The organism is Pseudomonas sp. Y39-6, assembly GCF_023651955.1.
Lineage (GTDB): Bacteria > Pseudomonadota > Gammaproteobacteria > Pseudomonadales > Pseudomonadaceae > Aquipseudomonas > Aquipseudomonas veronii.
Window position 1 is genome coordinate 6,909,598 of the sequence record NZ_CP069594.1, and the last position, 26,134, is coordinate 6,935,731.

Annotated in this window: 19 protein-coding genes; 13 read left to right on the forward strand and 6 right to left on the reverse strand. The window is 63.1% G+C overall.

Annotated elements, in window-relative coordinates; translation table 11 throughout:
• The first annotated feature begins 65 nt into the window (after nucleotides 1-65).
• Nucleotides 66-470, forward strand: coding sequence for an acyl-CoA thioesterase (locus JN756_RS31610; RefSeq protein ID WP_010566936.1), 405 nt, complete (start codon nucleotides 66-68; stop codon nucleotides 468-470).
• Between the two features lie 58 nt (nucleotides 471-528).
• On the forward strand, nucleotides 529-1,428 hold the full coding sequence (locus JN756_RS31615) for a D-hexose-6-phosphate mutarotase (RefSeq protein ID WP_104904229.1): 900 nt from the start codon (nucleotides 529-531) through the stop codon (nucleotides 1,426-1,428).
• Nucleotides 1,429-1,486: 58 nt separating this feature from the next.
• On the opposite strand, the gene JN756_RS31620 is transcribed toward JN756_RS31615, so the two are convergent.
• The 5 genes from JN756_RS31620 to JN756_RS31640 all read right to left on the reverse strand — a co-directional run bounded on the left by JN756_RS31620 (nucleotide 1,487) and on the right by JN756_RS31640 (nucleotide 5,202).
• The gene (locus JN756_RS31620) at nucleotides 1,487-2,023 is read right to left on the reverse strand and encodes a DUF3299 domain-containing protein (RefSeq protein WP_046381617.1); all 537 of its coding nucleotides are present in this window, start codon (nucleotides 2,021-2,023) and stop codon (nucleotides 1,487-1,489) included.
• Nucleotides 2,024-2,101: 78 nt separating this feature from the next.
• A complete protein-coding gene (locus JN756_RS31625) occupies nucleotides 2,102-2,347 on the reverse strand; it encodes a GlsB/YeaQ/YmgE family stress response membrane protein (protein ID WP_046381616.1) in 246 nt (81 codons plus the stop codon).
• A 106-nt stretch (nucleotides 2,348-2,453) separates the two neighbouring features.
• Complete coding sequence (locus tag JN756_RS31630; RefSeq protein WP_046381615.1) at nucleotides 2,454-3,539, reverse strand: 5-(carboxyamino)imidazole ribonucleotide synthase; 1,086 nt, start codon at nucleotides 3,537-3,539, stop codon at nucleotides 2,454-2,456.
• Between the two features lie 11 nt (nucleotides 3,540-3,550).
• Nucleotides 3,551-4,042: a 5-(carboxyamino)imidazole ribonucleotide mutase gene (gene purE / locus JN756_RS31635; protein ID WP_017850010.1), complete on the reverse strand. Its 492-nt coding sequence runs from the start codon at nucleotides 4,040-4,042 to the stop codon at nucleotides 3,551-3,553.
• A 251-nt stretch (nucleotides 4,043-4,293) separates the two neighbouring features.
• A complete protein-coding gene (locus tag JN756_RS31640; RefSeq protein WP_017850011.1) occupies nucleotides 4,294-5,202 on the reverse strand; it encodes a LysR substrate-binding domain-containing protein in 909 nt (302 codons plus the stop codon).
• Between the two features lie 182 nt (nucleotides 5,203-5,384).
• On the opposite strand from JN756_RS31640, the gene aspA reads away from it, so the two are divergent.
• From aspA to JN756_RS31680, 8 genes are all read left to right on the forward strand, one after another.
• Nucleotides 5,385-6,809: an aspartate ammonia-lyase gene (gene aspA, locus JN756_RS31645; RefSeq protein WP_017850012.1), complete on the forward strand. Its 1,425-nt coding sequence runs from the start codon at nucleotides 5,385-5,387 to the stop codon at nucleotides 6,807-6,809.
• Nucleotides 6,810-7,189: 380 nt separating this feature from the next.
• Complete coding sequence (locus tag JN756_RS31650) at nucleotides 7,190-8,641, forward strand: alanine/glycine:cation symporter family protein (protein ID WP_046381614.1); 1,452 nt, start codon at nucleotides 7,190-7,192, stop codon at nucleotides 8,639-8,641.
• Nucleotides 8,642-8,713: 72 nt separating this feature from the next.
• On the forward strand, nucleotides 8,714-9,691 hold the full coding sequence (locus tag JN756_RS31655; protein WP_128192113.1) for an asparaginase: 978 nt from the start codon (nucleotides 8,714-8,716) through the stop codon (nucleotides 9,689-9,691).
• A gap of 129 nt (nucleotides 9,692-9,820) precedes the next feature.
• Entirely contained in the window at nucleotides 9,821-14,416 is a 4,596-nt protein-coding gene (locus JN756_RS31660; protein ID WP_201021660.1) for a dermonecrotic toxin domain-containing protein, read from the forward strand.
• A gap of 59 nt (nucleotides 14,417-14,475) precedes the next feature.
• Nucleotides 14,476-15,468: an AraC family transcriptional regulator gene (locus JN756_RS31665; protein ID WP_046381611.1), complete on the forward strand. Its 993-nt coding sequence runs from the start codon at nucleotides 14,476-14,478 to the stop codon at nucleotides 15,466-15,468.
• 133 nt (nucleotides 15,469-15,601) lie between these two features.
• Entirely contained in the window at nucleotides 15,602-16,636 is a 1,035-nt protein-coding gene (locus JN756_RS31670) for a histone deacetylase family protein (RefSeq protein ID WP_201021661.1), read from the forward strand.
• On the forward strand, nucleotides 16,633-17,724 hold the full coding sequence (locus JN756_RS31675) for a polyamine ABC transporter substrate-binding protein (protein WP_017850018.1): 1,092 nt from the start codon (nucleotides 16,633-16,635) through the stop codon (nucleotides 17,722-17,724). Before JN756_RS31670 ends, JN756_RS31675 begins: the two co-directional genes overlap by 4 nt.
• Nucleotides 17,725-17,835: 111 nt before the next feature.
• Nucleotides 17,836-22,404 carry a dermonecrotic toxin domain-containing protein gene (locus tag JN756_RS31680; protein ID WP_201021662.1) on the forward strand — a complete coding sequence of 1,523 codons (4,569 nt, stop codon included), beginning with the start codon at nucleotides 17,836-17,838 and terminating at the stop codon, nucleotides 22,402-22,404.
• On the opposite strand, the gene pdxR is transcribed toward JN756_RS31680, so the two are convergent.
• Complete coding sequence (gene pdxR / locus JN756_RS31685) at nucleotides 22,389-23,939, reverse strand: MocR-like pyridoxine biosynthesis transcription factor PdxR (RefSeq protein ID WP_128192117.1); 1,551 nt, start codon at nucleotides 23,937-23,939, stop codon at nucleotides 22,389-22,391. The two genes, JN756_RS31680 and pdxR, sit on opposite strands and share 16 nt — an antisense overlap.
• 102 nt (nucleotides 23,940-24,041) lie before the next feature.
• Between pdxR and JN756_RS31690 the strand changes: the two genes are divergently transcribed.
• Genes JN756_RS31690 through JN756_RS31700 form a run of 3 tightly spaced genes read left to right on the forward strand, consistent with a single transcriptional unit; the run spans nucleotide 24,042 to nucleotide 25,805 of the window.
• Nucleotides 24,042-24,680, forward strand: a complete 639-nt coding sequence (locus JN756_RS31690; protein ID WP_108525811.1) for an FMN-binding negative transcriptional regulator — start codon at nucleotides 24,042-24,044, stop codon at nucleotides 24,678-24,680.
• On the forward strand, nucleotides 24,677-25,123 hold the full coding sequence (locus tag JN756_RS31695) for a GNAT family N-acetyltransferase (protein ID WP_108525809.1): 447 nt from the start codon (nucleotides 24,677-24,679) through the stop codon (nucleotides 25,121-25,123). Before JN756_RS31690 ends, JN756_RS31695 begins: the two co-directional genes overlap by 4 nt.
• 10 nt (nucleotides 25,124-25,133) lie before the next feature.
• On the forward strand, nucleotides 25,134-25,805 hold the full coding sequence (locus JN756_RS31700; RefSeq protein WP_017850023.1) for a GNAT family N-acetyltransferase: 672 nt from the start codon (nucleotides 25,134-25,136) through the stop codon (nucleotides 25,803-25,805).
• Nucleotides 25,806-26,134: the final 329 nt, after the last annotated feature.

Here is a 26,134-nt window from a genome sequence, read left to right on the forward strand (position 1 = left end):
TTTCTACAAGACGGCTATCCATTTGAAACACCCATGAAGCGTCACGGCTCAGAGGCACCCTCGGCATGATCGAACTCGAACAAGAAGATCCCATCCCACAAGGCGATCTCGCCCTGCAAATCACCGCGCTTCCGCGTGAAACCAACGGTTTCGGCGATATCTTCGGCGGCTGGCTGGTCTCGCAGATGGACCTGGCCGGTACGGCCATGGCCAGCAAGGTCGCAGGCGGGCGTGTCGCCACCGTGGCCATTGATCGCATGGCGTTCCTGGTGCCGGTGGCCGTGGGCGCGCAATTGTCCTTCTATACCCAGGCCCTGGAAATCGGCCGCAGCTCGATCCAGATGATGGTCGAAGTGTGGAGCGACGACCCGCTGTCCAGCGAATGGCGCAAGGTCACCGAGGCGGTGTTCGTGTTCGTCGCCATCGATGGCAGCGGCCGTACCCGTTCGGTACCGTCGCGAGCGCGTTAAACCTCGCCGGGTTTTGACGGTCAATTGCCCAATTGCCTGCTATTAAGAGTGCTTTGTTATGCCGACGCCCCACGTTGAATCCGTGAAAATCGACGAGCTGGACTGCTGGCGCATCCGCCACAACGGCGCCGAGCTGATGGTGGCCCAACAGGGCGCGCACCTCTTCAGTTACCAACGCGCAGGCGAACAGCCGCTGATCTGGCCGAACAAGGCAGCCGTCTTCAAGGCTGGCAAAGGCATCCGCACCGGCGTACCGGTGTGCTGGCCGTGGTTCGGCGTGTTCGATCGAAACCCGCACAGCGTGCAGGCCATGCGCCAGAGCGACCAGCCCGCGGGCGCCCACGGTTTCGTGCGTACTGCACTCTGGGAATTGGCCGCCACCGAACTCGAAGGTGACACCCTGCGCGTCGACCTGGTGCTCCCCGTGCCCGCGGGCGGCTTCCCCGGCTGGCCGCATCAGGTCGACCTGAAGCTGAGCCTGCGCCTGGACGATCACCTGCACATCGGCCTGACCAGTCATAACCGTGGCACCGACACCGTGACCCTCAGCCAGGCGTTGCACACCTACTTCGCCGTGAGCGATGTGCGCAACGTGCAGGTCGAGGGCCTGGACGGGCTTGCGTATATCGATACCGCCGACGGCTGGGCCACCCGGCAACAGGCTGGGCCGCTGCACTTCGGCGCCGAGACCGACCGCATCTACCTCGACACCCCCGCGCAGTTGCACATCGTCGATAACGACTGGCAGCGGCGCGTCCGGCTCAGCAGCGAAGGCTCCCACTCGACCGTGATCTGGAACCCCTGGACCGAACGTGCCAAGGCCTTCGACGACATGGCCGACGACGGCTGGCAGGGCATGCTGTGCATCGAGACGGCGAACGTGCTGGATGATGTGGTGGCGTTGGCGCCGGGCGAAAGCCACACCTTGGGCGTGAGCATCACCAGTAGCGCTTTGTAAACCCAATCAAAATGTGGGAGGGGGTGTTGCTCCCTCCCACATTGGTCGGTGTTGTGGTTTAGAGATCCGACTCCTTCACCGCCCGCACCTTCCCCGCATCCAGCGCATACGCCGCATCGGCCAGATCGTTATTGACCGTCTCCACCTTCAACGTGCCCGTGACCCACAGCGGCGTGTAGATATCATCCAGCTTCAACCCCTTGGGGTAACGCACCAGCACCAATTGGTTCGGCGGCGGTGGCGGCACGTGGATGCACGCGCCTGGGTACGGCACCAGGAAAAACAGGGTGCTGCGGCCCTTGGCGTCGGTTTCCAAGGGCACCGGGTAACCGCCGATGCGGATGTTCTTGCCGTTCATGGCGGCCACGGTCTTGGTGGAATACATCACCGCCGGCAACCCTTTGCTCTGCTTCAAGCCACCTTTGTCGGTAAAGGTGCCCTGGGCTTCGGGAGAGTTGTGGTCGATTTCCGGCATTTGTTCGAGGGCTTTCTGGTCCGACAGCGGCATCAGGTCGAGCCAGTCGGTTTCCGGCAGTTCGCCAGCATGAGCCAGGCCTGGGCCCAGCAGGAGAAACATCAAGAGGAGACGGCGCATGGAGGAGCTCGACAAGGTAAACAGTGCCGGCATTCTAGCCCTCTGCGCCTGCGCAGCGCAGAGGACTTTGTCGCTCGATTAGTTCTTTTTGATCAGGCCGTAGATCACCAGCAGCACAATGGCACCCACCAATGCGCCGATGAAACCCGCGCCCTGGCCTGCCTGGTAGATACCCAGTGCCTGACCGCCGTAGGTGGCGGCAAGGGAGCCGGCGATACCCAGCAGGATGGTCATGATCCAGCCCATGCTGTCGTCGCCGGGCTTGAGGAAACGCGCCAGCAGGCCGACGATCAGGCCGATAAAGATGGTTCCGATGATACCCATGGCATTTCCCTCTGATTGAATGTGAGTCATGAAAAAGCCTAGCCAGGCTTTATCATCCTGCAATCAGAGAGACGGCGGCCACCAATGGTTCCCGCCGCCCCCGGGATTATTGCTCGGCGATCAACGCTTCGACCTTGAGGATCTGCGCTTGCAGCGTCGCGCGGTCCTGGCAACGCAGGTTGGCGTGGCCGACCTTGCGCCCGGTCTTGAAAGCCTTGCCGTAGTGATGCAGGTGGCAGTCGTCGATGGCGATGACTTTTTCAACCGGCGGGACCACGCCGATGAAGTTGAGCATGGCGCTCTCGCCCACCTTGGCTGTGGAGCCCAGCGGCAAGCCCGCCACCGCGCGCAGGTGGTTCTCGAACTGGCTGCACTCGGCGCCTTCGGTGGTCCAGTGCCCGGAGTTGTGCACACGCGGGGCGATTTCGTTGGCCTTCAGGCCACCGTCGACTTCAAAGAACTCGAACGCCATCACGCCGACATATTCCAGCTGCTTGAGCACACGGCTGGAATAGTCTTCGGCCAGGGCCTGCAACGGATGGTCGGTGCTGGCCACGGACAGTTTGAGAATGCCGTTGTCGTGGGTGTTGTGGACCAACGGGTAGAAGCGGGTCTCGCCATCGCGGGCACGCACGGCGATCAGCGAAACTTCGCCGGTGAACGGCACGAAGCCTTCCAACAGGCAGGCCACGCTGCCCAGTTCGGCGAAGGTGCCGACCACATCGGCGGCGGTGCGCAGGACTTTCTGGCCCTTGCCGTCGTAACCCAGGGTACGGGTTTTCAGCACGGCCGGCAGGCCGATGCTGGCGACGGCGGCGTCCAGGTCCGCCTGGGACTGGATATCGGCGAAGGCCGGGGTCGGAATGCCCAGGTCCTTGAACATGCTCTTCTCGAACCAGCGGTCACGGGCGATGCGCAAGGCTTCGGCGCTCGGGTAGACCGGCACGAACTGCGAGAGGAAGGCCACGGTTTCGGCCGGGACGCTTTCGAACTCGAAGGTCACCAGGTCGACTTCTTCGGCCAGTTGGCGCAGATGGTCCGGGTCGCTGTAGTCAGCGCGCAGGTGTTCACCCAACGCGGCCGCACAGGCATCCGGCGCCGGGTCCAGGAAAGCGAAGTTCATCCCCAGCGGCGTTCCCGCCAGGGCCAGCATGCGACCCAGTTGGCCGCCACCGATTACACCGATTTTCATCGTCAACAACCTCAGGCGATACGTGGGTCTGGATTGTCCAGCACGCTGTCTGTCTGCTCAGCACGGAATTTTTTCAGCATCGCGTGGAACTGCGGGTGCTTGGCGCCCAGGATGCTGGCGGACAGCAAGGCGGCGTTGATCGCGCCGGCCTTGCCGATCGCCAGGGTCGCCACCGGGATACCGGCCGGCATCTGCACGATGGACAACAGCGAATCCACGCCCGAGAGCATCGACGACTGCACCGGCACGCCGAGTACCGGCAGGTGGGTCTTGGCCGCACACATGCCTGGCAGGTGCGCTGCACCGCCGGCACCGGCGATGATCACCTCGATGCCACGGGATTCTGCTTCATCGGCATACTGGAACAGCAAATCCGGGGTGCGGTGGGCAGAGACCACTTTCACTTCATACGGAATGCCGAGTTTTTCCAGCATATCGGCGGTGTGGCTAAGGGTGGACCAATCGGACTTGGAGCCCATGATCACGCCAACCAATGCACTCATCGTCGTGCCTCTTCTCTCTGGGCGCCCGCAGGCGCGTCAAAAAACAACAAGCCACGCGGGAAATCCGGCGTGGCTTGGTGTACGAAATTTGGCCGGTTGGACCGGCCGAAGGCCGCGCAGTATACCGTAATAACGCAGATAAACAGCCCCTGGAATGACCATCTGTCTAGCGGCGCAAACCGGCGGTTTTATTGACTTAAGAGTCAGCGAAAACCCCACAAAACCCCTCCCACAGTTAAGCGGTGCTGGACTCACGTATTCTGCGCGGCTCCACCTTCCAGCTTGCGCCACAACAACCGCACGTTTGCCTTACGCACCAAGGCACAGCGGTACAAACGAATCTCCAACGGCACATGCCACTGCGGACCGCCGCAGACCACCAGCTCACCCCGGGCCAACTCGGCACGCACGCTCAGTTGCGGCACCCAGGCGATGCCCAGGCCTTCCAGGGCCATGCTTTTGAGGCTGTCGGCCATCGCGGTTTCGTAAACCGTGGTGAAGCGCAGGGCACGTTGGCGCAACAGCAGGTTCACCGAACGCCCCAGAAATGCCCCGGCGCTGTAGGCCAGCAGCGGCACACTGCCTTCACCTTCCAGGTCGAACAGTGGCTTGCCCTCGGCATCGGCGGCGCACACCGGGAGCATTTCGGTATTGCCCAGGTGCAGTGACGGGAAGATCTCCGGGTCCATCTGCATTGCCGCGTCGGGGTCGTAGAACGCCAGCATCAAATCGCAGCCGCCTTCGCGCAGGGCATGCACGGCATCACCGACGTTGGTGGCGACCAGCCGGGTGGCAATGTTCAGGCCTTCGTTGCGCAACTGCGCGATCCAGCGCGGGAAGAAGCCCAGCGCCAGGGAGTGGGCCGCCGCCACTTGCATGACTTCGCCCTGCCCGCCTTCCAGATGGTGCAAATGGCGCAGTACTTCACCGAGCTGCTCGACCACCGTGCGCGCGGTCACCAGAAACAACTGCCCCGCCGCCGTCAATTCCACCGGCGTGCGCGAGCGGTTGACCAGGGTCAGGCCCAGCGCGGCTTCGAGGCTGCGGATACGTCGACTGAACGCCGGCTGGGTGACAAAGCGCCGCTCAGCAGCCTGGGAAAAGCTGCGCGTCGCCGCCAGGGCGCTGAAGTCTTCCAGCCATTTGCTCTCAAGGTTCATCAGTTCCTCCCACGGGTATGCACCATTTTGGCACACACGCCCGCCATGATAGCCGGGTCACACGCCTATTATGCCGTTTGTGCATAGGCCAGTGTTTAACAGCATTGGCCCAAAAACTTCCACAAGCCTAGCATTCACAGCGTTCCGGCCAGTTCCGGGTCCATATCGAGATGATTTCCGTCATGTCCTCCGCTGCATCATTCCGCACAGAAAAAGACCTGCTTGGCGTACTCGAAGTACCTGCTCAAGCGTATTACGGCATCCAGACCCTGCGAGCGGTGAATAACTTCCGCCTCTCGGGCGTTCCGATTTCGCATTACCCGAAATTGGTGGTCGGCCTGGCAATGGTCAAGCAAGCCGCCGCTGACGCCAACCGCGAGTTGGGCCAGCTCAGCGAAGCCAAGCACGCTGCGATCAGCGAAGCCTGTGCCCGCCTGATCCGCGGCGACTTCCACGAAGAATTCGTGGTGGACATGATTCAAGGTGGCGCTGGCACTTCAACCAACATGAATGCCAACGAAGTCATCGCCAACATCGCGTTGGAGGCCATGGGCCACAACAAGGGCGAGTACCAGTACCTGCACCCGAACAACGACGTGAACATGGCGCAGTCGACCAACGACGCCTACCCGACCGCGATCCGCCTGGGTCTGCTGTTGGGCCATGACGCGCTGCTGGCCAGCCTCGACAGCCTGATCCAAGCGTTCGCCGCCAAGGGTGTCGAGTTCAACCATGTACTGAAAATGGGCCGCACCCAGTTGCAAGACGCCGTGCCGATGACCCTCGGCCAGGAATTCCGCGCCTTTGCCACCACCCTCAACGAAGACCTGGCCCGCCTGAAAACCCTGGCGCCGGAGCTGTTGACCGAAGTGAACCTGGGCGGCACCGCCATCGGCACCGGCATCAACGCCGACCCGCGCTACCAGGCCCTGGCCGTACAACGCCTGGCCACCATCAGCGGCCAGCCACTGGTGCCGGCGGCGGATTTGATCGAAGCCACCTCCGACATGGGCGCCTTCGTATTGTTCTCCGGCATGCTCAAGCGTACCGCGGTGAAGCTGTCGAAGATCTGCAACGACCTGCGCCTGCTGTCCAGCGGCCCACGTACCGGCATCAACGAGATCAACCTGCCGGCCCGCCAGCCTGGCAGCTCGATCATGCCTGGCAAGGTCAACCCGGTGATCCCGGAAGCCGTCAACCAAGTGGCCTTCCAAGTGATCGGCAACGACCTGGCCCTGACCATGGCAGCCGAAGGCGGCCAACTGCAGTTGAACGTGATGGAACCGTTGATCGCCTTCAAGATCTTCGACTCGATCCGCCTGCTGCAACGGGCCATGGACATGCTGCGCGAGCACTGCATCGTCGGCATCACCGCCAACGAAGCCCGCTGCCGCGAGTTGGTGGAGCACTCCATCGGCCTGGTCACCGCGCTGAACCCGTACATCGGCTATGAAAACGCCACCCGCATCGCGCGTATCGCCCTCGAAAGCGGCCGCGGCGTGCTGGAACTGGTGCGCGAAGAAGGCTTGCTCGACGACGCCATGCTCGACGACATCCTGCGCCCCGAAAACATGATTGCTCCACGTTTGGTCCCGCTGAAGGCCTAAGCGTTTGTTGCACCGCTCACCAGGTTGAGGGACTAGACACCTCTCACCTTTTGAGGGCCTGAAGGCTCGTTCTTCAGGCCCTTTTTTTTGCCTCAAGGTTGTGAAATGACGCCCATAAAAATTCCAATATCGCCCCTGCCCGCCACGCCCTGGCTGAAACCTTTAATCAGCCCAGGCAGACGGATCACGTTCGCCTAGGTATAGTGCCGCCCCTCTTCGCGCCAGCGGCCATCGGTAACGAGGCCCGGACACACGCGAAAACGCATGAATAACAACACCCGCAAAAGGATCGGGTCGAACCGTCGCGCACTGCCTGGTGCCAAGTGACAGCGTCGAACCGTCCTGCGTTTGCCATTAGAAAAATCAGCGAGGAACACTCCATGCTCGAAGTCATCAACGACTTCCTCTCAGGGAAAGTACTGATCGTGCTCATTGTCGGGCTCGGCGGTTATTTCACGATCCGCTCGCGTTTCGTTCAGTTGCGTCACTTTTTCCACATGTTTTCGGTGTTTCGCGACAGCCTGAAAAACAGCTCCGACCAACTCAGTTCGTTCCAGGCGCTGATGCTCAGCCTGGCCGGCCGCGTCGGTGCCGGTAACATCGCCGGTGTCGGCATTGCCGTGACCCTGGGCGGCCCCGGTGCCGTGTTCTGGATGTGGGTCACCGCGTTGGTGGGCATGTCCTCGAGCTTTATCGAGTGCTCCCTCGGCCAGTTGTACAAGCGCACCGACGCCGAAGGCACCTTCCGTGGCGGCCCGGCTTATTACATCCAGCACGGCCTGCACAAACGCTGGCTGGGCATGGTGATGGCGTTCCTGCTGCTGGTGACCTTCGGCTTTGCGTTCAACGGCCTGCAAGCGCATGCCGTGACGCACTCGCTGAACAACGCCTTCGGCCTCGACACCACCTACACCGGCCTGGCCCTGGCGGCATTGCTGGGCCTGGTGTTCATCGGCGGGATCAAGCGGATCGCCTCGATCGCCGACCTGCTGGTGCCGGTCAAGACCCTGGTCTACATCGCCGTGACCCTCTACGTGATCGTGCTGCAATTCGACCACGTGCCGGCCATGCTCGCGACCATCGTCAAGAGCGCGTTCGGCCTCGACCAGGCCTTCGGCGGCCTGGTGGGCAGTGCGATCATCATGGGTGTGAAGCGCGGCGTATTCGCCAACGAAGCCGGTTTGGGCAGTGCGCCTAACGTGGCGGCGGTCGCGTCGGTGGAACATCCGATCGCCCAAGGCGTGGTGCAAGCGTTCAGCGTGTTCCTCGATACTTTCGTGATCTGCACCTGCACCGCCTTGCTGATCCTGCTCTCCGGTTTCTACACCCCGGGCTTTGAAGGCGACGGCATTGCCCTGACCCAGAACTCCCTGGCAGCCGTGGTCGGCGACTGGGGCCGGATGTTCATCTCGGTGGCCCTGGCGTTGTTCGTGTTCACCTCGATCATGTACAACTACTACCTCGGCGAGAGCAACCTGCGCTTCCTGGTCGGCAACAACCGCAAGGTGCTGATGGGCTACCGCGCGTTGGTGCTGGTGCTGATTTTCTGGGGTTCGATCGAGAACCTGAGCACCGTGTTCGCCTTCGCCGACATCACCATGACGATGCTCGCGTTCGTCAACCTGTTCGCCCTGGCGTTCCTGTTCAAGATCGCCATGCGTATCCTGAATGACTACGACAACCAGCGCGCGGCGGGGATCAAGACCCCGGTGTTCGACTCCAGCCAGTTCCCCGACCTGGACCTGGACCACAAGGCCTGGCCGGCCAACCCGGTGAAACCGGAGCCTGCCGCTAAAGCGCCTGCTGAATCGATCGCACTGTCGCAACGCTAAGCGCAGATGACACGCCGCCTGGCCTTGGGCATGCTCTGGGCTTGGCGGCGTTTTTCGTTCAGGAGATTTTCGATGCAAGCAGCTAACAACGTCATGGTGCTCTACACCGGCGGCACCATCGGCATGCAAGCCAGTGCCAACGGCCTGACCCCCGCATCCGGTTTCGAAGCCCGCATGCGCGAACAACTCGCCAGCCAGCCGGTGCCTACATGGCGCTTCCGGGAAATGTCGCCGCTGATCGACAGCGCCAACATGACCCCGGCCTACTGGCAGCGCCTGCGCACTGCCGTGGTCGAAGCCGTGGACGACGGTTGCGACGCGGTGCTGATCCTGCACGGCACCGACACCTTGGCCTACAGCGCAGCCGCCATGAGCTTCCAACTGTTGGGCCTGCCGGCGCCGGTGCTGTTCACCGGCTCCATGCTCCCGGCCGGCGTACCCGACAGCGATGCCTGGGAAAACGTCAGCGGTGCGCTGCTGGCCCTGGGCCAAGGCCTGGCGCCGGGTGTGCAGTTGTACTTCCACGGCACGCTGATGGCGCCGACACGCTGCGCGAAAGTCCGCAGCTTCGGGCGTCACCCGTTCGCCGCGTTGCAACGCCAGGGCGGCGTGGCCCGCGCCGCGTCGATTCCTGCAGCGCTGGACTACCGTCAGCCCAAGGCCCTGGCCAATGTCGGCGTGCTGCCGTTGGTGCCGGGTATCGGCGCGCCCCAACTGGACGGTTTGATCGGCAGCGGCCTGCAGGCGCTGATCCTGGAATGCTTCGGCAGCGGCACCGGGCCCAGCGATAACCCCGAGTTCCTCGCCAGCCTCCAGCGCGCGCAGGCGCAAGGCGTGGTCGTGGTCGCGATCACCCAATGCCATGAGGGCGGCGTGGAACTGGACGTGTACGAAGCCGGCAGCCGTTTGCGTGCAGTGGGCGTGCTGTCCGGTGGCGGCATGACCCGCGAAGCGGCGTTCGGCAAACTCAACGCGCTGCTCGGCGCCGGGCTCGACACCCAGACCATCCGGCACCTGGTGGAACTCGATCTGTGCGGTGAACTGGCCTGAATCGTACAGCCGAACCCGCGTAAAAACCCTCGGCCAACTATATAGTTAGCCTCCTCCCTGCCTTGCCGCTTTCTAGCATGCCGAAGCTGTTCTTCCGGCAGCGTCCATGAAATGGCAAGGCAGGAACCCATGAGCCAACAAACCTCCACCCTTCGTTACAACCCCTCCGATACGCTGGTCACCCAACTCTGCGTCGGCCCCGCCTTCCGGGAAGCCGCCAGCGCGCTGTTACGCCGCTCGTTGCAAGAACTCTACCCGGACCTGGGCATCGACCCGGACATCGCCATGGTCGGCACGCCGACATGGGGCATTGTCGACGATGAAATCGTCGCCGGCCCCACCGCGCACCAAACCCTCACCGACATCCTCACCAATCAGGCCATCTCAGGTGAACCCGCGCTCTACATCGAAGGCGCGCACTACCTTATCCAGCCGAAAAACCAGCAACCCACCGCGCACCTGCCGGTACGCATCACGCAGATCGCCACCCTGATCAACCTGCTGGCGCCAGTGATGCTCACCGCCTACCAGGAACAACAAGTGGCGTTCTGGAACTCCAGCAACGGCACCTCCGGCCCCCACTGGCAAGCCTTGTCCAGCACGCTGCGCTCGGTGTGGAACGTGACCCGCGTCGACGGCTGGGACGAACAGGACTGCGCCATGGCCCGCACGCTGTACGCCGCGCCGGAACTGACACGCCGCCAGAGCGACGATGCATTCGCCTGCCGCGCCTACCTGGTGGACGTCGATCAGATCGACGGCGCGACCGTCACCCACCTGGGCCTGCTGTCGATTGCCGTGCTGATCGGCAACCACGACGGCGAGACGCTTATCCTCACGTACTCCCTGTTCAACGGCTACGAGAAATTCGCCACGCTGGAGCAACTGGGCCAGAGCTTGCCCGGCTACGTAGGTCGCCATGCACCCACTGACATCCAATGGCGACTGTTCGAACCCACCGGGCATTTTTTCGATCACCAGGCTTGCACGCTGATTGCCCAACAGCTTGCGTTCATCGGGCAGCTCGACACTCAGCAACTGCGGCGCACCGCCCCCAGCGAATCCTCACTCAACCTGCCACCGGCCACCCAAGAGCTGGTCGGCGAAAAGCAACCCGACCTCAAACCCTACCTCGACGCACTCCCGTCCTGGCTGACGTCCGCCTCCACCAGCGACCTGAGTCTCTACGCACGCTACCTGAAAGACCTCGCCGCGCTGCACAGCCTCAACGCGGGCAAGTCCTACGACGATGACATCCCGCACATCCAGACCTACGCGCTCGACAGACTGCGCGCCGAAATGCTCAAGGACCACACCGACGCGGCGAACCTGCGCCTGGAGAACATCGAGATTCAGGTACGCAGCCCGATTGTGTGGGGCAGTTTCACCCTGCCGGGCAAGGTCGACACCACCACCTTCAGCCTGGCCGACCTGGCCCTGCAAAACCTGATCGGCCTGCCCCTCGGCGACAAAAGCGTGCGCTTGCGCAACAGCAGCACCGTGCCGGCGTGGCTGACCATGGCATACATCGAAACGCTGATCCGCAAGGTGGACGTCGGCCAACACTACCCGGCCCTGGCCAAAAGCAAGTTGCTCGACAACCCGCTCGAATCCAGCCGCCGACGCGCCCTGTACAGCAGCCATTTGCGCATCCAACTGCCGCTGCAAGCCTTGCAATACAAGATGAGCCGACACGCCGGGATCGACGAACTGGGGTATCGCTACGTCGCTGCCGTGCTGGCGCCAGAGGCAGCGGACCGTCAGGTCGACGGGCAAGCCATCGTTCTTCGTCCCCTGGCCTTCCTGCCGAAAAACCGCAGCGCCGACACGCAAGACGTGGTGAGCAACATGTTTGTGATTGGCCCCCAGGACGCGAACGCCGGGCCCTGCCTGTTGTATCGCCCGATGGCGGAATTACAACTGCTGCAATATCCGTCACCGGCCGACCTGCTGTATGCGATCCGCCAATCACGCCACCTGCGCGACTCGGTCCTGGCCTGGCTGCCGGACAACGTGCGCGACGACTACGCACGCTACGCATTCCCCGGCGAACTGCCGTCGCCCTGGGCAGTCGTGACGTTGCTGGTGGACCCGGTCAAACTCGTGATGATGAGCGGGCCCATGGACCTGGGCATGCAAGCGCTCAGCGGCGAGCTGCCCGACGAACTGTTCAAGGCCAATGCCAACGCGCTGATCACGCTGGCCGACCGTCAGTCGGCGTCGAATGCCGAAAGTCGCTGGGCCTCGCTCAAGCAGGCGGGCTGGCTGATATTCAACGCAGCCCTGCCGTTCCTGGGCCGCACCGTGAACACCGCCGCCTGGATCTGGCAGATCCTGGATCAGGTGCAAGCGGTCGTCGACGCGCAACAGCAGAAGGACAAACCGGCCGAATGGTCCGCCCTGGCCGGGCTGTTGCTCAACCTGGGCATGGTGTTGACCCTGCACATCGCCAGCCGCGAAGCGCCGTCAGCCCCCGCCTTGAGCAAGGACGAGCCGGCACCGAAACCTGCCGCCCGGCCCGAGGTGATCGCCAAGCCCGTGACAGTCAAACAATTGGCCAACCTTTCGGCAGTTGAGCTGCCAGGCAATCACCCGCATGCACTGCACACCCTGGCCGCGATCAACCGCAGCCCCAGCGACCTGGGCAGCCTGCTGGACAGTTTCAAGGTCGAAAAGCCGAAGGTGCGCAACAAAGCCTCATCGCGCATCGGCCCCCATCGCCACCTCTACCCGCTGCTCGATAAATGGTACGCACAGGTCGGCGAACGCTGGTTCGAAGTGACGGTGGATGAGAATGACGAAGTGCAGATCACCGATCCCCAACAACCCGCGCGCAACGGTCCCTTTCTGATCGGCAATCTCAAGGGCGAGTGGTTCATCGACACCCGGCTGCGCCTGCGTGGCGGCGGTTCAAGAAGCCGGGAGCGCAAAGCCCGGGCGCAAGCCGAACGCCAGGCCAGCCAACTGCGCAGGCAGATCACCGCCTTCGAGCAACAGAAAAAGACCGCCCAGGACACCCTGGAAAAGACTTATCAGGCACTGGTCGACGCACCGCCCACCTCGGCCCAGGCCGCGCAAAGGGCTTACCTCGATCAACTGGAGGCCCAACGCACAGACTACGAGACCGCCCTGAAAAACCTGAAAGAGTTGAATGTACTTGCCCCAACGCCGGACTACCTGCACAGCGCCGTGGGGTATCTCAAGGCTCAGTTGAGCCTGAGCTGGGCCGGGCTCAACGAAGTGCTCAAAGCCTTTACACCCAAACTCCGTACAATCCTCGACCACATCGCGAAGCAGGCCGCCGACGCACGCGCGCGCAACATCCCCGACGCACTGCAAATGAACGCAATACTGCACGGCATGATCGAGCGCCTGGACTACTTCGAAACGCGGTTCAACGAACTGCGTGACCTGCCCGGCGAAGGCCTGCGCCTGATCAAGAACACCAAAAGCCTGCTGCCTGCCTACAGCAGCGGCGACCTCAAGGCGTTGCAAGTCACCTTGGCCCGCAACCTGTGCCTGCGCGAAACCACCACCCTCAGCGCACCACTGGCATGGGCGGCCATCGACCATATTGTCGACGCCTGCGACATCGCCATCCAGGCCCTGCGCGACACCCTGCGCGAGCGCAGTGACAAGCGCATCGACGAACAGATCGAAACCCTGAGCAGCCTGATCGAACAGTTCACGGTGCTGGGCGAGCGCCTGCAGGACTTTCCCACGGAATTCCCCAGCGTCTCCCTGACGGAACCGTTGACCCGCCTGCGCGAGCAACTCGGCGAGTACACCAAACGCGCCAGCACCCATCTTGCGCAAATGGCCGACCGACGCACCTCACTGAGAGCCACCCCCAGCCCGCCGCTCGTCCCGCCACACCCGCAGAAAAAATTCATCCGCACCCGTTACCACGGCATGGTCGTCGGTGAGCCGCAATTGTCCGCCACAGGCCTGGACACCGGGCTGGTGGATGTTCGCTCGCCCCTGTCCAACACCGTGGTGGCCACGTTTCACGAGAAACCGGACGGCTTTTGGGTGCAACGGGCCAGGAGCGAACAAACGGTGAACACGCCCATCGACCTGCAAACCAGCGTGGACGCCGGCCAGAACCTGCTCGACGGCCTACCGGACTTCAAACAACGGATCACCGGCCTGGCCAGCCAAGCCCAACGCACGCCCATCGGCATCGAATACTTGTACCATCAACACGCCCAGCGCCTGGAGCAAGCCACGCGCAGTATCGAGCAAGCCCTGAGCCAGAAGAACCTCGCGCAAGGCGACGTGGCCCTGGCCAGCACCGTCAAAAAGACCCTCAGCGACGCCACCACAACCCTCTATCAACAATCCGTAGACAATGTGCTGAGGATGACCCAACAGCACCCGCCGACACCCTCCGGCGTGCAATGGCTGAAGGCCCGCAACGCGATAAGCATCAAAAAAACCATCAGCCGCCGACGCATCAAATCCGCCCGGCCGGATTACCTGGACGAATACACCATCACCGACCGCAGCACCCATAAGGTGCTGTGGTATGCACACTTCCACTACTCGACCGACTGGACCACGCCCAGGGCGTTTATCAACGCGCGCCTCAAGACACCGCAGGAACACAGCCTGGGCGCGGCAGCCGACACCACCAAAGGCCTGAGCAGCGCACAACGCGTGGCATTCCACCGCAGCGAGATCAACGAGAGTCAGGCCAGTACGCTGTTTTTCAACCTCGCCTGACACACGGCCGACGGCACACAACTTGCTCTTTCACCGTACCTGACACGTTGGAGCCGTCGATGCTGCACGCTCATCTCACCACCCTCAACGCGGTGTCGCTGGTGCTCGACACCTTCAAGGCCCAAGGGCTGCCCAGCGAGGCCTTGCTCGCGGGCAGCGGCATCTGCGCGGCGGACTTGAGCCGCGCCGACACGCGCATTACCACCAATCAGGAAATGCGCGTATGCGCCAATGCCGTGGCCCTGCGCCGGGATGTCGGCCTGGTGCTGGGCCGCCAGATGCATGTGTCGGCCTACGGCATGCTCGGTTACGCGCTGCTGACGAGTGCCACCTTCGGTGACGCTTTGCGCCTGGCGCTGCGCTATCCGGCGCTGCTGGGAACACTTTTCAAGCTGAGCCTGGAGGCGGACGGCGAGCGCATCTGGTTTACCGCCGCTGACTATCGCGAAACTCCGGCCATGCAGATGTTCAACGTCGAACTGTGCCTGGCCTCGCTGAAGGTGATCTGCGACGACCTGCTCGGCCAGCCGCTGACCCTGCTTGGCGCGCGCTTTGAATACAGCGCGCCGGATTATCGCGCGCGCTACAGCGAGTGTTTCGCCTGCCCGCTGCAGTTCGACGCCGGCACCAACGCCTTCGCCTTCGACAAGCGCTGGCTGGACCAGCCCCTGCCCCTGGCCGACGCCGTCACGCACCAGGCCATGGCCGAGCGATGCCGCAAACAGAACCTGGAGTTCACCGGCCGCCAGGCGTGGCTGGGCAGAATCCGCCAGTTGCTCACCAGCCAACTCGGCGCCGCGCCGGGGATCGAAGGCCTGGCCGCACAGATGAACTGCTCGCCGCGCACCCTGCGCCGCCACTTGCACGACCTGGGGTGCAGTTATCAGGAACTGCTCGACGAACTGCGCTTCGAGCGCGCCAAGCAATGGCTGGCGGCGGATGAACTGCCGATCTACCGCATCGCCGAGCAACTGGGTTTCAGCGAAACCGCCAGCTTCCGGCATGCCTTTGTGCGCTGGAGCGGCGTGGCGCCGAGCCAATTTCGTGCATGACGCCCCATTGATGGGCGAATTGCGGACACATAATTTGGCCCGATTTATCCCCTTTTGGCCGCTCCTGCCGTTCTCATAAAGCGCCCCGCCCGCAAGACTGCAGGCACCGATACCGCCTGCGGAGAACAACAAAATGCTGACGATCTACTCGGACGATCACCACCTGCACCACGGCCGTTGTGAACTGATGGACGGGCAACTGATGCCCTGCTTCGAAATGCCCTCGCGCGCCGACCACGTACTGCAACGGGTCAAAGCCCGTGAGCTGGGCCCGGTCCTTGCCCCGCAGGACTTTGGCCTGGCGCCGCTGCAACGTGTCCATAGCCGCGACTACCTGGACTTCTTCAAAGGTGCCTGGCAACGCTGGACCGCATTCGGCGAGGACGGCGACCTGTTGCCCTACACCTGGCCCGCGCGCACCTTGCGCCGCGTGCTGCCCACCAGCCTGCACGGCCAGCTCGGTTACTACAGCTTCGACGGCGGCGCACCGATTACCGCCGGCACCTGGCAAGCGGCCTACAGCGCCGCCCAGGTCGCGTTGACCGCACAGCAAGCGATCCAGCGCGGCGCCCACTGTGCGTTCGCGCTGTGTCGCCCGCCGGGGCACCACGCCGCCAGCGACTTGATGGGCGGTTATTGCTACCTCAACAACGCCGCCATCGCCGCCCAGGCGTTTCTCGACCAGGGCCATCGCAAGGTGGCGATCCTCGACGTGGACTACCACCACGGCAATGGCACTCAATCGATCTTCTACGCACGCAACGACGTGCTCTTTACCTCGATCCATGGGCATCCGGAGGCGGAGTTCCCGTTTTTCCTGGGCTACGCCGATGAGCAGGGAGAAGGCGCCGGGGAAGGCTTCAACTTCAACTACCCGTTGCCGGCCGGTTCCGGGTGGGCGCGCTGGAGCGCGGCGCTTGACGAGGCGTGCAGGGAAATCGAGCGCTATGACGCCGACATCATCGTCGTGTCGCTGGGTGTGGACACGTTCAAGGACGACCCGATCTCGCAGTTCAAGCTCGACAGCCCGGACTACCTGGCCATGGGCGCACGCATCGCGCGCCTGGGCAAACCCACGCTGTTTGTGATGGAAGGCGGCTACGCCGTGGCAGAAATCGGCATCAACGCCGTCAACGTTCTAGAAGGTTTTGAGGGGTCCCTCCAATGAACATGCTCAAGTCGCTCGTCCTCTGCGCCGCCGTTCTCGGTGGCGCGGCCCATGCCGAAGAGAAAACCCTGCGGGTCTACAACTGGTTCGACTACATCACGCCCAAGGCGCTGGAAGACTTCAAGGCGCAGAACCCCGACGTCAAACTGGTGTACGACATCTTCGACACCAACGAAGCCCTGGAAGCCAAGCTGCTCACCGGCAACTCCGGGTATGACGTGGTGGTGCCGTCCAACGTGTTCCTCGCCAAGCAGATCGAAGCCGGAGTATTCCAACCCCTGGACCGCAGCCGACTGCCGAACTGGAACCACCTCGATCCCAAGCTGATGAAGCTGCTCGAGGCCAACGACCCCGGCAATAAGTTCGCCGTGCCCTACATGTACGGCACCATCCTGATCGGTTTCAACCCCGACAAGGTCAAGGCCGCGCTGGGTGCCGATGCGCCGGTGGACAGCTGGGACCTGATCTTCAAGGAAGAAAACATCAGCAAGCTCAAGCAGTGTGGCGTCGCGCTGCTCGATTCGCCGTCCGAGATCCTGCCGCTGGCCCTGCAGCACCTGGGCCTGGACCCCAACAGCAGCAACCCCAAGGACTATGAAAAAGCCGAAGCGCTGCTGATGAAAGTCCGCCCGTACATCACCTACTTCCACTCCTCCAAGTACATGGCCGATATCGCCAACGGTGACATCTGCGTGGCCGTCGGTTATTCCGGCAGCTTCTCCCAGGCCGCCAACCGCGCCAAGGAAGCCAAGAACGGCGTGATCGTGGACATGCGCCTGCCCAAGGAAGGCGCGCCGATCTGGTTCGACATGCTCGCCCTGCCCAAAGGCGCGAAAAACCCGCAGGACGCCTACACCTTCATCAACTACCTGCTGCAACCGCAGGTGATCGCGCCGATCAGCGACTTCGTCGGTTACCCCAACCCGAACAAAGACGCGACGGAACTGGTTGACCCAGCGATCCGCCACAACCCCAACCTGTACCCCACCGAGGCGGCGATGGCCACGCTGTATACCCTCAAACCCCTGGGCCGCGACGCCGAGCGCGCCCGGACGCGGGCGTGGACCAAGATCAAGTCGGGGACATAGGGGCCGTCCGCTATCTAACTACCACCTCCGGACGGGCACGCGCCCTAACGTGGTCGAGGTCCTGGGTTGCCGTCGGCAACCCGCCTCACCTCGCCCGTCAGGAGCCCGCCCTTGCCCTCATCGCCTCCCAGTGCCAACGACCTGTTGACTCAACTGACCACCGGCCCCTCCTTGCGCGAAGTCGCGGCCGCCACCCTGCGCTCGAGCTTGCGCGAGCTGTACCCGGATCTCGACATCGACCCCGATCTGACCCTTCTGGTGACACCGCACTGGCAGATCACCGCCGAGGCGATCCTGCCCGGAGCCCCGCGATTTCAAACACTGACCGGCGCGTTGTGCCGCAGCGCAACATCCGACGCACCTGTCACCTGGCTCGACAGCGAGCACTACCTGATCTATCAATCCGCCACCGGGCCGAACGTGCATCTGCCGGTCAAGGTGGACTCCGTCGGCCGCCTGATCAATGAGCTGGCACCGTTGCTGTGCGTCGCGTACCAAGAACAGCAACTCGCGTTCTGGAATGCCAGCAACCACCCGAACGGCCCACGCTGGCGCACCTTTGCCAACGCCTTGCGCGCGATCTGGAATGTCGACAGCGTGGAGGGTTGGGACGAGGATGAATGCAACGTTGCCAGGGCGGTTTTTCACACGCCGGATTACGCCCAGCGCTTGCCCCAGGACAAATACGCGACCAAGGCTTATCTGATCGACGTCGACCTGGAATACGCCACACAGGTCAAACACCTCAACCTGTCGGCATTGGCGGTACTGGTCGGGCGCCTCGGCGAGCGCGACATCATCCTCAGCTATTCGATCGCCGACGGTTACGCCGCCTTCAAGAGCCTGCAAGCGCTTGGCGACGCCCTGAGCATTCAAGTGGCCACTCCACAGGCGACCAAGCTCCACTGGCGACTCTTCCAACCCTCAGGGGACTTTTTCGAGCAGCAGGCCTGTGCGTTTATTTCCCTGCAGATTCAGGCAATCGGCGCAATCGCGTTCAACAGCGGTGAGCTGATCCCGACCATGGCGCACGACAAGCCAGGCAGCGAAATCGCCCCCCGCGCCCCGCTGAATCAAGACAGAATCGGCTGGGTACATCGCGCCTTGCCCGACTGGATACTCACCGCGTCCTCGTCGGATCAGGCCACCTACGGGCGCTACATGATGGACCTCGCGGCCCTGCACCTGCGGCACGCGGGTAAAGCCTTTGATGACGGGATCAAGCACATCGGCGATTTTGCCCTGGATGCGATCCACACCCTGATGGTCAAGGACCACCCCGGCGTGGCCCGCACGACGCTGGACAGCGTGCGGATCAGCGTCACCAGCGTGCAAGCCTGGGGCACCCTGATCGTGCCGGGAAACACCCAGACCCAAACCTTTACCCTGGCCGAGTTGGCCCTGGAAAACCTGATAGCCCTGCCCTTGGGCAACAAAACCGTCGATTATGAAAACGGCAGCGCGGTGCCCGCCTGGATGACGGCGGCCTACCTGGAGCACTTGATTACCCAGGCGAACGTCGGCATGCGCTACCCGGCCCTGGTCAAACGCACGCTGCTTGACGACGCTGCCGAGTCCCTGCGAAGGCAACGTCTCTACACCGCTCAATTACGCCTGCAACTGCCGCTATTGGCGTTGCAGTACAAAGTACGAGGTGTCCACGACCTGAGCGAACAGGGCTATCGCTATGTCTGCGCGGCGATGCATCCAGACAGCGCAGCCCGTGTGGTCGACGGCGCGGCGGTGGTCATCCGCCGCTTGTCCCTGCTCCCCAAACGCCGTCTGGGCTCGGCCGTCGACGTCGTCGGCAACATGTTCGTCATTGGCCCTCAAGACCCGAAAAAAGGTCCTTGCCTGCTCTATCGCCCGCTGTCCAACCAACCGTTGATGCAGTTCCCGTCACCGACCAACCTGCTGTACGCGATCAAACAAGACACGCCATTGCGCCAATCGGTCCTGGCTTGGCTGCCCGACAAGGTGCGAACGGCTTACGCGCAATTTGTGTTTCCCGGCAGCCTGCCCTCGCCGTGGGTATTTACCAGTGTGCTGAGCGACCCGCTGAATGCACTGGTGATGACCGGCCCCGTCGAACTGGGGCGGGAAGTGCTGCCAAACGACGACTTCGCCACACTGTTCCGAGCCAACGCCGACGCGCTGGTCACCCTGGCCGACCGCCAATCGGTGTCCAATGCCGAGGCGCGCTGGGAGAGTTTCAAGCACGCCGGGTGGCTGATGTTCAATACCGTGCTGCCGTTCATGGGCCGCGCCGCGGGCGCCGCGACCTGGATCTGGCAATTGATGGATGACCTGCAACAAATGGTCGACACCAATGAGGTCGGTGACCGTTCCGCCGGGCTCTCGGCGCTGGTGGATATCTTGCTGACGCTCGGCATGGTGTTAACGACGCATGTCGCCACGGCGCATCGGCCCGAGTCGTCCATCGGGAAGCCCACCAAGCCGCGCGCATTGCCGCCGCCGGAGGTCAAGGTAGAGGTCGTCCAAAAGCCGGATATCGCGACGGCAGAGCTGCCCGTCGACCACGAACACACCCTGCACATCAGTGGTGCCCTGAACCGCAGCGCGCAGAACCTGGGCACGTTTCTCGACAGCTTTGCGCAGGCCAAGCCCGATCAATTGGGTACGCAACAGACCGTGGAAGGCCCTCATCAGCATCTCTATGCCAAAGCCTCACACTGGTACGCCCCGGTGGGTACACGATGGTTTGAAGTGACGGTCGACGAAAACGACACCGTGTTGATCATCGATCCGCGCCAACCAGGCCGGCGCGGCCCGCCGCTGATCGCCAATCGCCTGGGGCAATGGTTCGTCGACACGCGCTTGCGCCTACGCGCAGGCGGCCTGCGCAGCCGGCGCAAAAAAGGCGAAGCCCTCAGGCCGCCGAAAATCACCGATTTACGCCGGCAACTGGCAACCTTCGACAGCGAGCAGGCCCAGCGCCAGCACGGTCTTGAAGCCTTGCAAGGCGCCATCGACCGCACGGCGGGTGACGCCAAAGCCGCGGCCAGAACCACCTTTCTCGAACAGGTGGATACGCGTCTCAAAGAATTCGACGTACCGATTTCCCAGCTCAAATCCCTGAATATTCTCGACACGGTGCCCAACTATCAGGACGCCATGGTCGGCTACCTGGAACATCAGCTGTTTCTGGCGCGCTCCGCCATCAGCGAACAACAGATCCCGTTTCGCGAACGACTGGAAGCCATACAGGGCCACCTCGACATCGAGGGCGTTGAAGAAGAAGCCTTGCCCACCGTTCACTACCGCAACATGTATACCGCGACACACGCCATGGCGGAGCGCCTGGGCTACCTTCAGGCACGCTTCAAGGAGGCTCGTGCCCTGGGTGCGCGCGGGGTCAGGCTGATCCAGCAGCATGAGCCGCACCTGCCCGCTTATGCCCTTGATGATCTCAAGGCGTTCAAGATTACCCTGGGCCACTTCCTGTGCGTGGCCGAAGGCGCATCGGCCACACGCGCCGACGCCAGGGAAGCCTTGCGCCGTATCGTCGATGTGGCGGAGCTGGCGGTCCAAAGTTTCAGAGAGGCCGCACAACCGCGCAACCTGGTGCCGCCGGAGCAGTTGATCGAAACCCTGGACAGCCTGATGGATCAGTTTTCCAGGGTTGACCAGAACCTGGTGGATCTGCCGGCCGAGTTTCCCAATGACCTCAACAAGCCCGACCTGGAAAACCTGCGCAAGCAAGTGGACGAGTTCGCTCGGCTCGCAGAGAAACAACTGACAACCCTGCTTCGCGAACGCAGAGCCATGGAGCCCACCGCGGGCCCGTCGCGCACCGTCCCAAGGGCGAAGAAAAAATACATCAAGACGCGCTTCAAGGGGATGGTGGTCGGCGAAGAGCGTGAGAGCCCCGACGAAGACGGCAAGACGCTGGTCGACGTAAAGGAACCCCTGACCGGCAAAGTGATTGCAACCTTCCATGAGAAGGAGCCGGGGGTTTGGGTCGAACGCGAGCTGACGCCCAAGCCCGCTTCCCGCAGCCAGGCGCGTAACCTGGCAAACAGCATCAGCGACGGTCAGGCGCTGGTCGATGGGGTCGAAGCCTTTATCGCCAACAAGGAAGCCTGGGCGAAGGAAACCCGGCAACTGCCGGTGGAAATCGAAGAGCGCTTCCACCAGCACGCCAAAAAACTGCAACGGGCCAACCAGGATATCGAAGAGGCGTTGACCTCCAGCAACCAGACCGAAAGCGCCTCGCCGTCAGCTGCGTTGACTAACCGCCGCCTTGATGAGGCGATCACCCAGCTTTACCGGGAAGGCAAACGGATCAAGCTCGAGGTGCTCAAGCGCCGACCACCGGAGGCGGCGCACGTCGAATTGCTGTTGCGCGAGGGCGCCGTCACGGTAGACCCGCCTGTCGGCGCCCGCACCCGACTCAGGGGGCGCGACAAGGGTTTCCTGCAGGAGTATGCGGTGGTGGACGTCAACACGAACCGTCCGTTGTGGTACGCACACTTTCACTACCCCACCCTCACCGGGCCGGAAGAAGCCTACACCGCCGCCCACCTGAAAAACCGCCAACAGCGCCTGATGGGCGGCCGGTTCGAACCCTTGAGCGACATCGCCGTGTACCGCAGTGAAATCGGTCTGCATCTGGCCCGCTCGCTGTTCCTGAAAGCCAAGCCTCAGCCCTCAGCCTGACCGGTCCAGGCCTGGCGCAACCGCGCGAGCGCCTGACGGATCGCCGCCTCGGGCACTGCGGCAAAGCCCAGCACCAGGCCGGCGCGTTGATCGTCCGGGGGCCCGGCCTGCGCCAGCCAATAGCTGCTCAGGCCATTGACCTCCACGCCCACTGCGCGGGCCTGCGCCACCAGTTGTTGTTCGCGGGCAAGGCTGTCCACCCGCACAGTGAGGTGCAGGCCCGCCGCACTGTTCGGCAGGCTGCCGACCCCCGGCAGCTCGTCCGGCCAGCCGTTCAACAGGACGTTGCGTCGACTGAGCGCAGCGCGACGCATGCGCCGGATATGCCGCTGAAAGTGCCCCGCCGCCATGAACTCCGCCATCACCGCCTGGGTGCTGACCTCCGAGTGCCGCACGTCCACGGCGCGGCGCTGGGCGAATGCGTCGACCAGCGTCGGCGGCAACACCAGGTAACCCAGGCGCAGCGCCGGGAACGCGACTTTGCCGAACGTCCCCACATACAACACCCGCCCGCTGCGATCCAGGGCCGCCAGCGGGGCCAGCGGCGCGCCGCTGTAACGGTACTCGCCGTCGTAGTCATCCTCGACGACCCAGCCACCGCTGCGTTCGGCCCAGGCCAGCAACTCCAGGCGCCGGGCCAGGCTCATGACCACGCCCAATGGGTACTGATGGGACGGCGTGACATAGGCCAGGCGGCAGTTGTCGAGGCCGCTCAACACGCTGCAGTCGATCCCCTCGCTGTCCACCGCCACACCTTGCAACTGCGCACCGGCCAGGGCGAAGGCATGACCGGCGGCGCGGTAGCCGGGATTTTCAATCGCCACGCCATCACCTGGGCTCACCAGCAACTGTGCACAAAGGCTGATTGCCTGCTGCGCGCCACTGGTGATCACAATTTGCTCAGCCGTACACTGCATGCCCCGCGAGCTGCGCAGGTAGGCGGCAATCAGGCTGCGCAAGCGCTCGTCCCCGGCCGGGTTGCCATAGCACAGTTGCTTGAGGTCCGGCTTGCGCCAAAAAGCCGCATTCAGCTTGGCCCAGACGTCAAAAGGGAACAGGTCGAAGGCCGGAACCCCCACCCGAAATGCCCGTGGAGGCCCCGTGGGCGGCAAGGGCAAATGGTTGTTTTCGAGGCGCTCCAGCGCCGCGCTGTGGATAACTTTTTCGCTCGAAATATCGGCGTTTTTCAGCTCGATTGTGGATAAGGCTGGGGATAAGCCTGTTGAAAACCCTGTGGACAGTTTTGTGGATAGTTTTTTTGAACTGGGCAGTTGGGCGACATACGTCCCGTCGCCGACCCGGCTTTGCGTAAAGCCCTCGGCATACAGCTGATCGTAGGCACGCACCACGCTGTTGCGCGAAATCGACAACGCCGCCGCCAGGTCGCGCGTGGCGGGCAAACGCGTGCCGCCGGCCAGTCGCCCGTCCAGCACGCGTTGGCGCAAGGCTTCGTACAGCTGGCGGGTCAGCCCCTGACGACGATCCAGCTCGATTCCCGCAGGGTTGAACGACAACGGCGGCGCAAGGGACGACATTGGGCAGGCTCCGGAATTGGACCCATGAAATGGGTCATAGATGGCTCTTACAACGAACCATTAGCCTGCCTAGGATGCAGGCATTCGCCAAGGAATACTTTTATGTACACACCACGCGCCTTTGCCCTCGACGATTTGCCCGAACTGCAGCAACTGATCCAGCACACGCGTCTGGCGCAGGTGGTGACCGTGGGTGAACACGGCCTGCTAGCCAGCCACCTGCCACTGCTGCTCAACCCCAACGAAGGCCCGAACGGTACGCTCTACGGCCACATGGCCAAGGCCAACCCGCAGTGGCACGACCTGCAGAACGGCGGCGAAGCGCTGGTGATCTTTGCCGGGGCCGACGCCTATGTCAGCCCGGCGTTTTACCCGAGCAAGGCCGAGCACGGCAAAGTGGTGCCCACCTGGAACTACCTGGCCGTGCATGCCTACGGCACGGCCGACGTGTTTACCGACGCCGAGCGCCTGCGCGGCGTGGTCAGCGCCCTCACCGACCGCCACGAAGGCCGCCGCGCCCAGCCCTGGAAGGTCAGCGACGCCCCGGCCGACTACATTGAAGGCATGCTCAAGGCCATCGTCGGTTTCGCCTTGCCCATCGAACGTCTGATCGGCAAACGCAAACTCAGCCAGAACCGCAGTGCCGCCGACATCCAGGGCGTGCGCGAGGGGCTGGCCACCAGCCTCGACGTGCGCGACCAGACCCTCGCCCGTTTCATTCCCCAAGGAGCCCCAGAATGAGCCCGATCGACATCCGCCCCGTCACCGCCGCAGACCACGCCGCCTGGCTGGCGCTGTGGCACGCGTACTTGCAGTTCTACAACACCGAACTGCCAGACGCCGTCAGCCAGAGCACCTGGCAACGCCTGATCGACGCCCATGAGCCGACCCACTCCGCGCTCGCCTGGCAGGACGGCAAAGCGGTAGGCATGGTCAACTTCATCTACCATCGCTCCAACTGGAGCATTGAAAACTCCTGCTACCTGCAAGACCTGCTGGTGGCGCCGGCCCAGCGCGGCGGCGGCGTGGGCCGCAAATTGATCGAACACGTCTATGCCACGGCCAAAGCCGACGGCTGCTGCGAGGTCCATTGGCTGACCCACGAGACCAATGCCACCGCGATCCAACTGTACGAACGCATCGCCGAACGCCCTGGTTTCATCCAATTTTGCAAAGGTCTTTAAGGAGCGCAGCATGTCCACCTCTCTCGCCGACTGGCAAGGTGCCCCGGCGCCCACGGTCCAACTGCTCGAAGGGCGTTTCATCCGCCTGGAAAAACTCGACCCGGCGCGCCACGCCGACGGTCTGTGGCAAGCCCTCGAAGGCCCCGGCGCCGACCCCAAGCTGTGGGACTATTTGCCGTATGGCCCGTTCAGCGACCGCACCGCGTTCGATGCCTGGCTGAACAACCATGCCCAGCACAACGAGCCGTATTTCTTCAGCGTGATCGACCGCGCCAGCGGCGATGTGCAGGGCATCCTCAGCCTGATGTCCATCGTCCCGGCCCACGGGCGCATCGAAATCGGCCACGTCACCTTCGGCGCGCCGATGCAGCGCTCGCCGAAAAGCACCGAGGCCGTGTATCTGTTGGCCAAGCATGCTTTCGAACTGGGCTACCGCCGCCTGGAGTGGAAATGCAATAACGGCAATGCCCGCTCCAAATACGCCGCCGAGCGCCTGGGGTTCAGTTTTGAAGGGGTGTTCCGCCAGCACATGGTGGTCAAGGGGCAGAACCGGGACACGGCGTGGTATTCGATTCTGGACTCGGAATGGCCGCCGATCGGGGCAGGGTTTGAGCACTGGCTGTCGGAAGCCAATCAGGCAGGTTCAGGCCAATTGAAAAGCCTGGCGGAGTGTCGCGCCTAAATCCCACAGACAGCGCAGCACCAGAATATGAGAGCGGGCTTGCCCGCGAGGCGGTGGGTCAGTCGAGATTGATTTTCGACTGGTCTACCGCTATCGCGGCGTAGGTATCTACACATCCGATGACGCTGAAAACCCCGGTCGTATCGCGAGCTGTTGCTCTGTTTTTGCTCTGTTTTTGATTTTGATCTTAGGCGCCCCGTTAACCACGCTGGCCGAACGCAGGCTTGAATCCGTGGGCAACCCGGCAGGACGCCGGGTTAGCCGTCCTGGGCCAGGGATGGCCCATGACGGCGGCCCACGGATTCAAGCCTGCGTTCGGGCATGCCGAG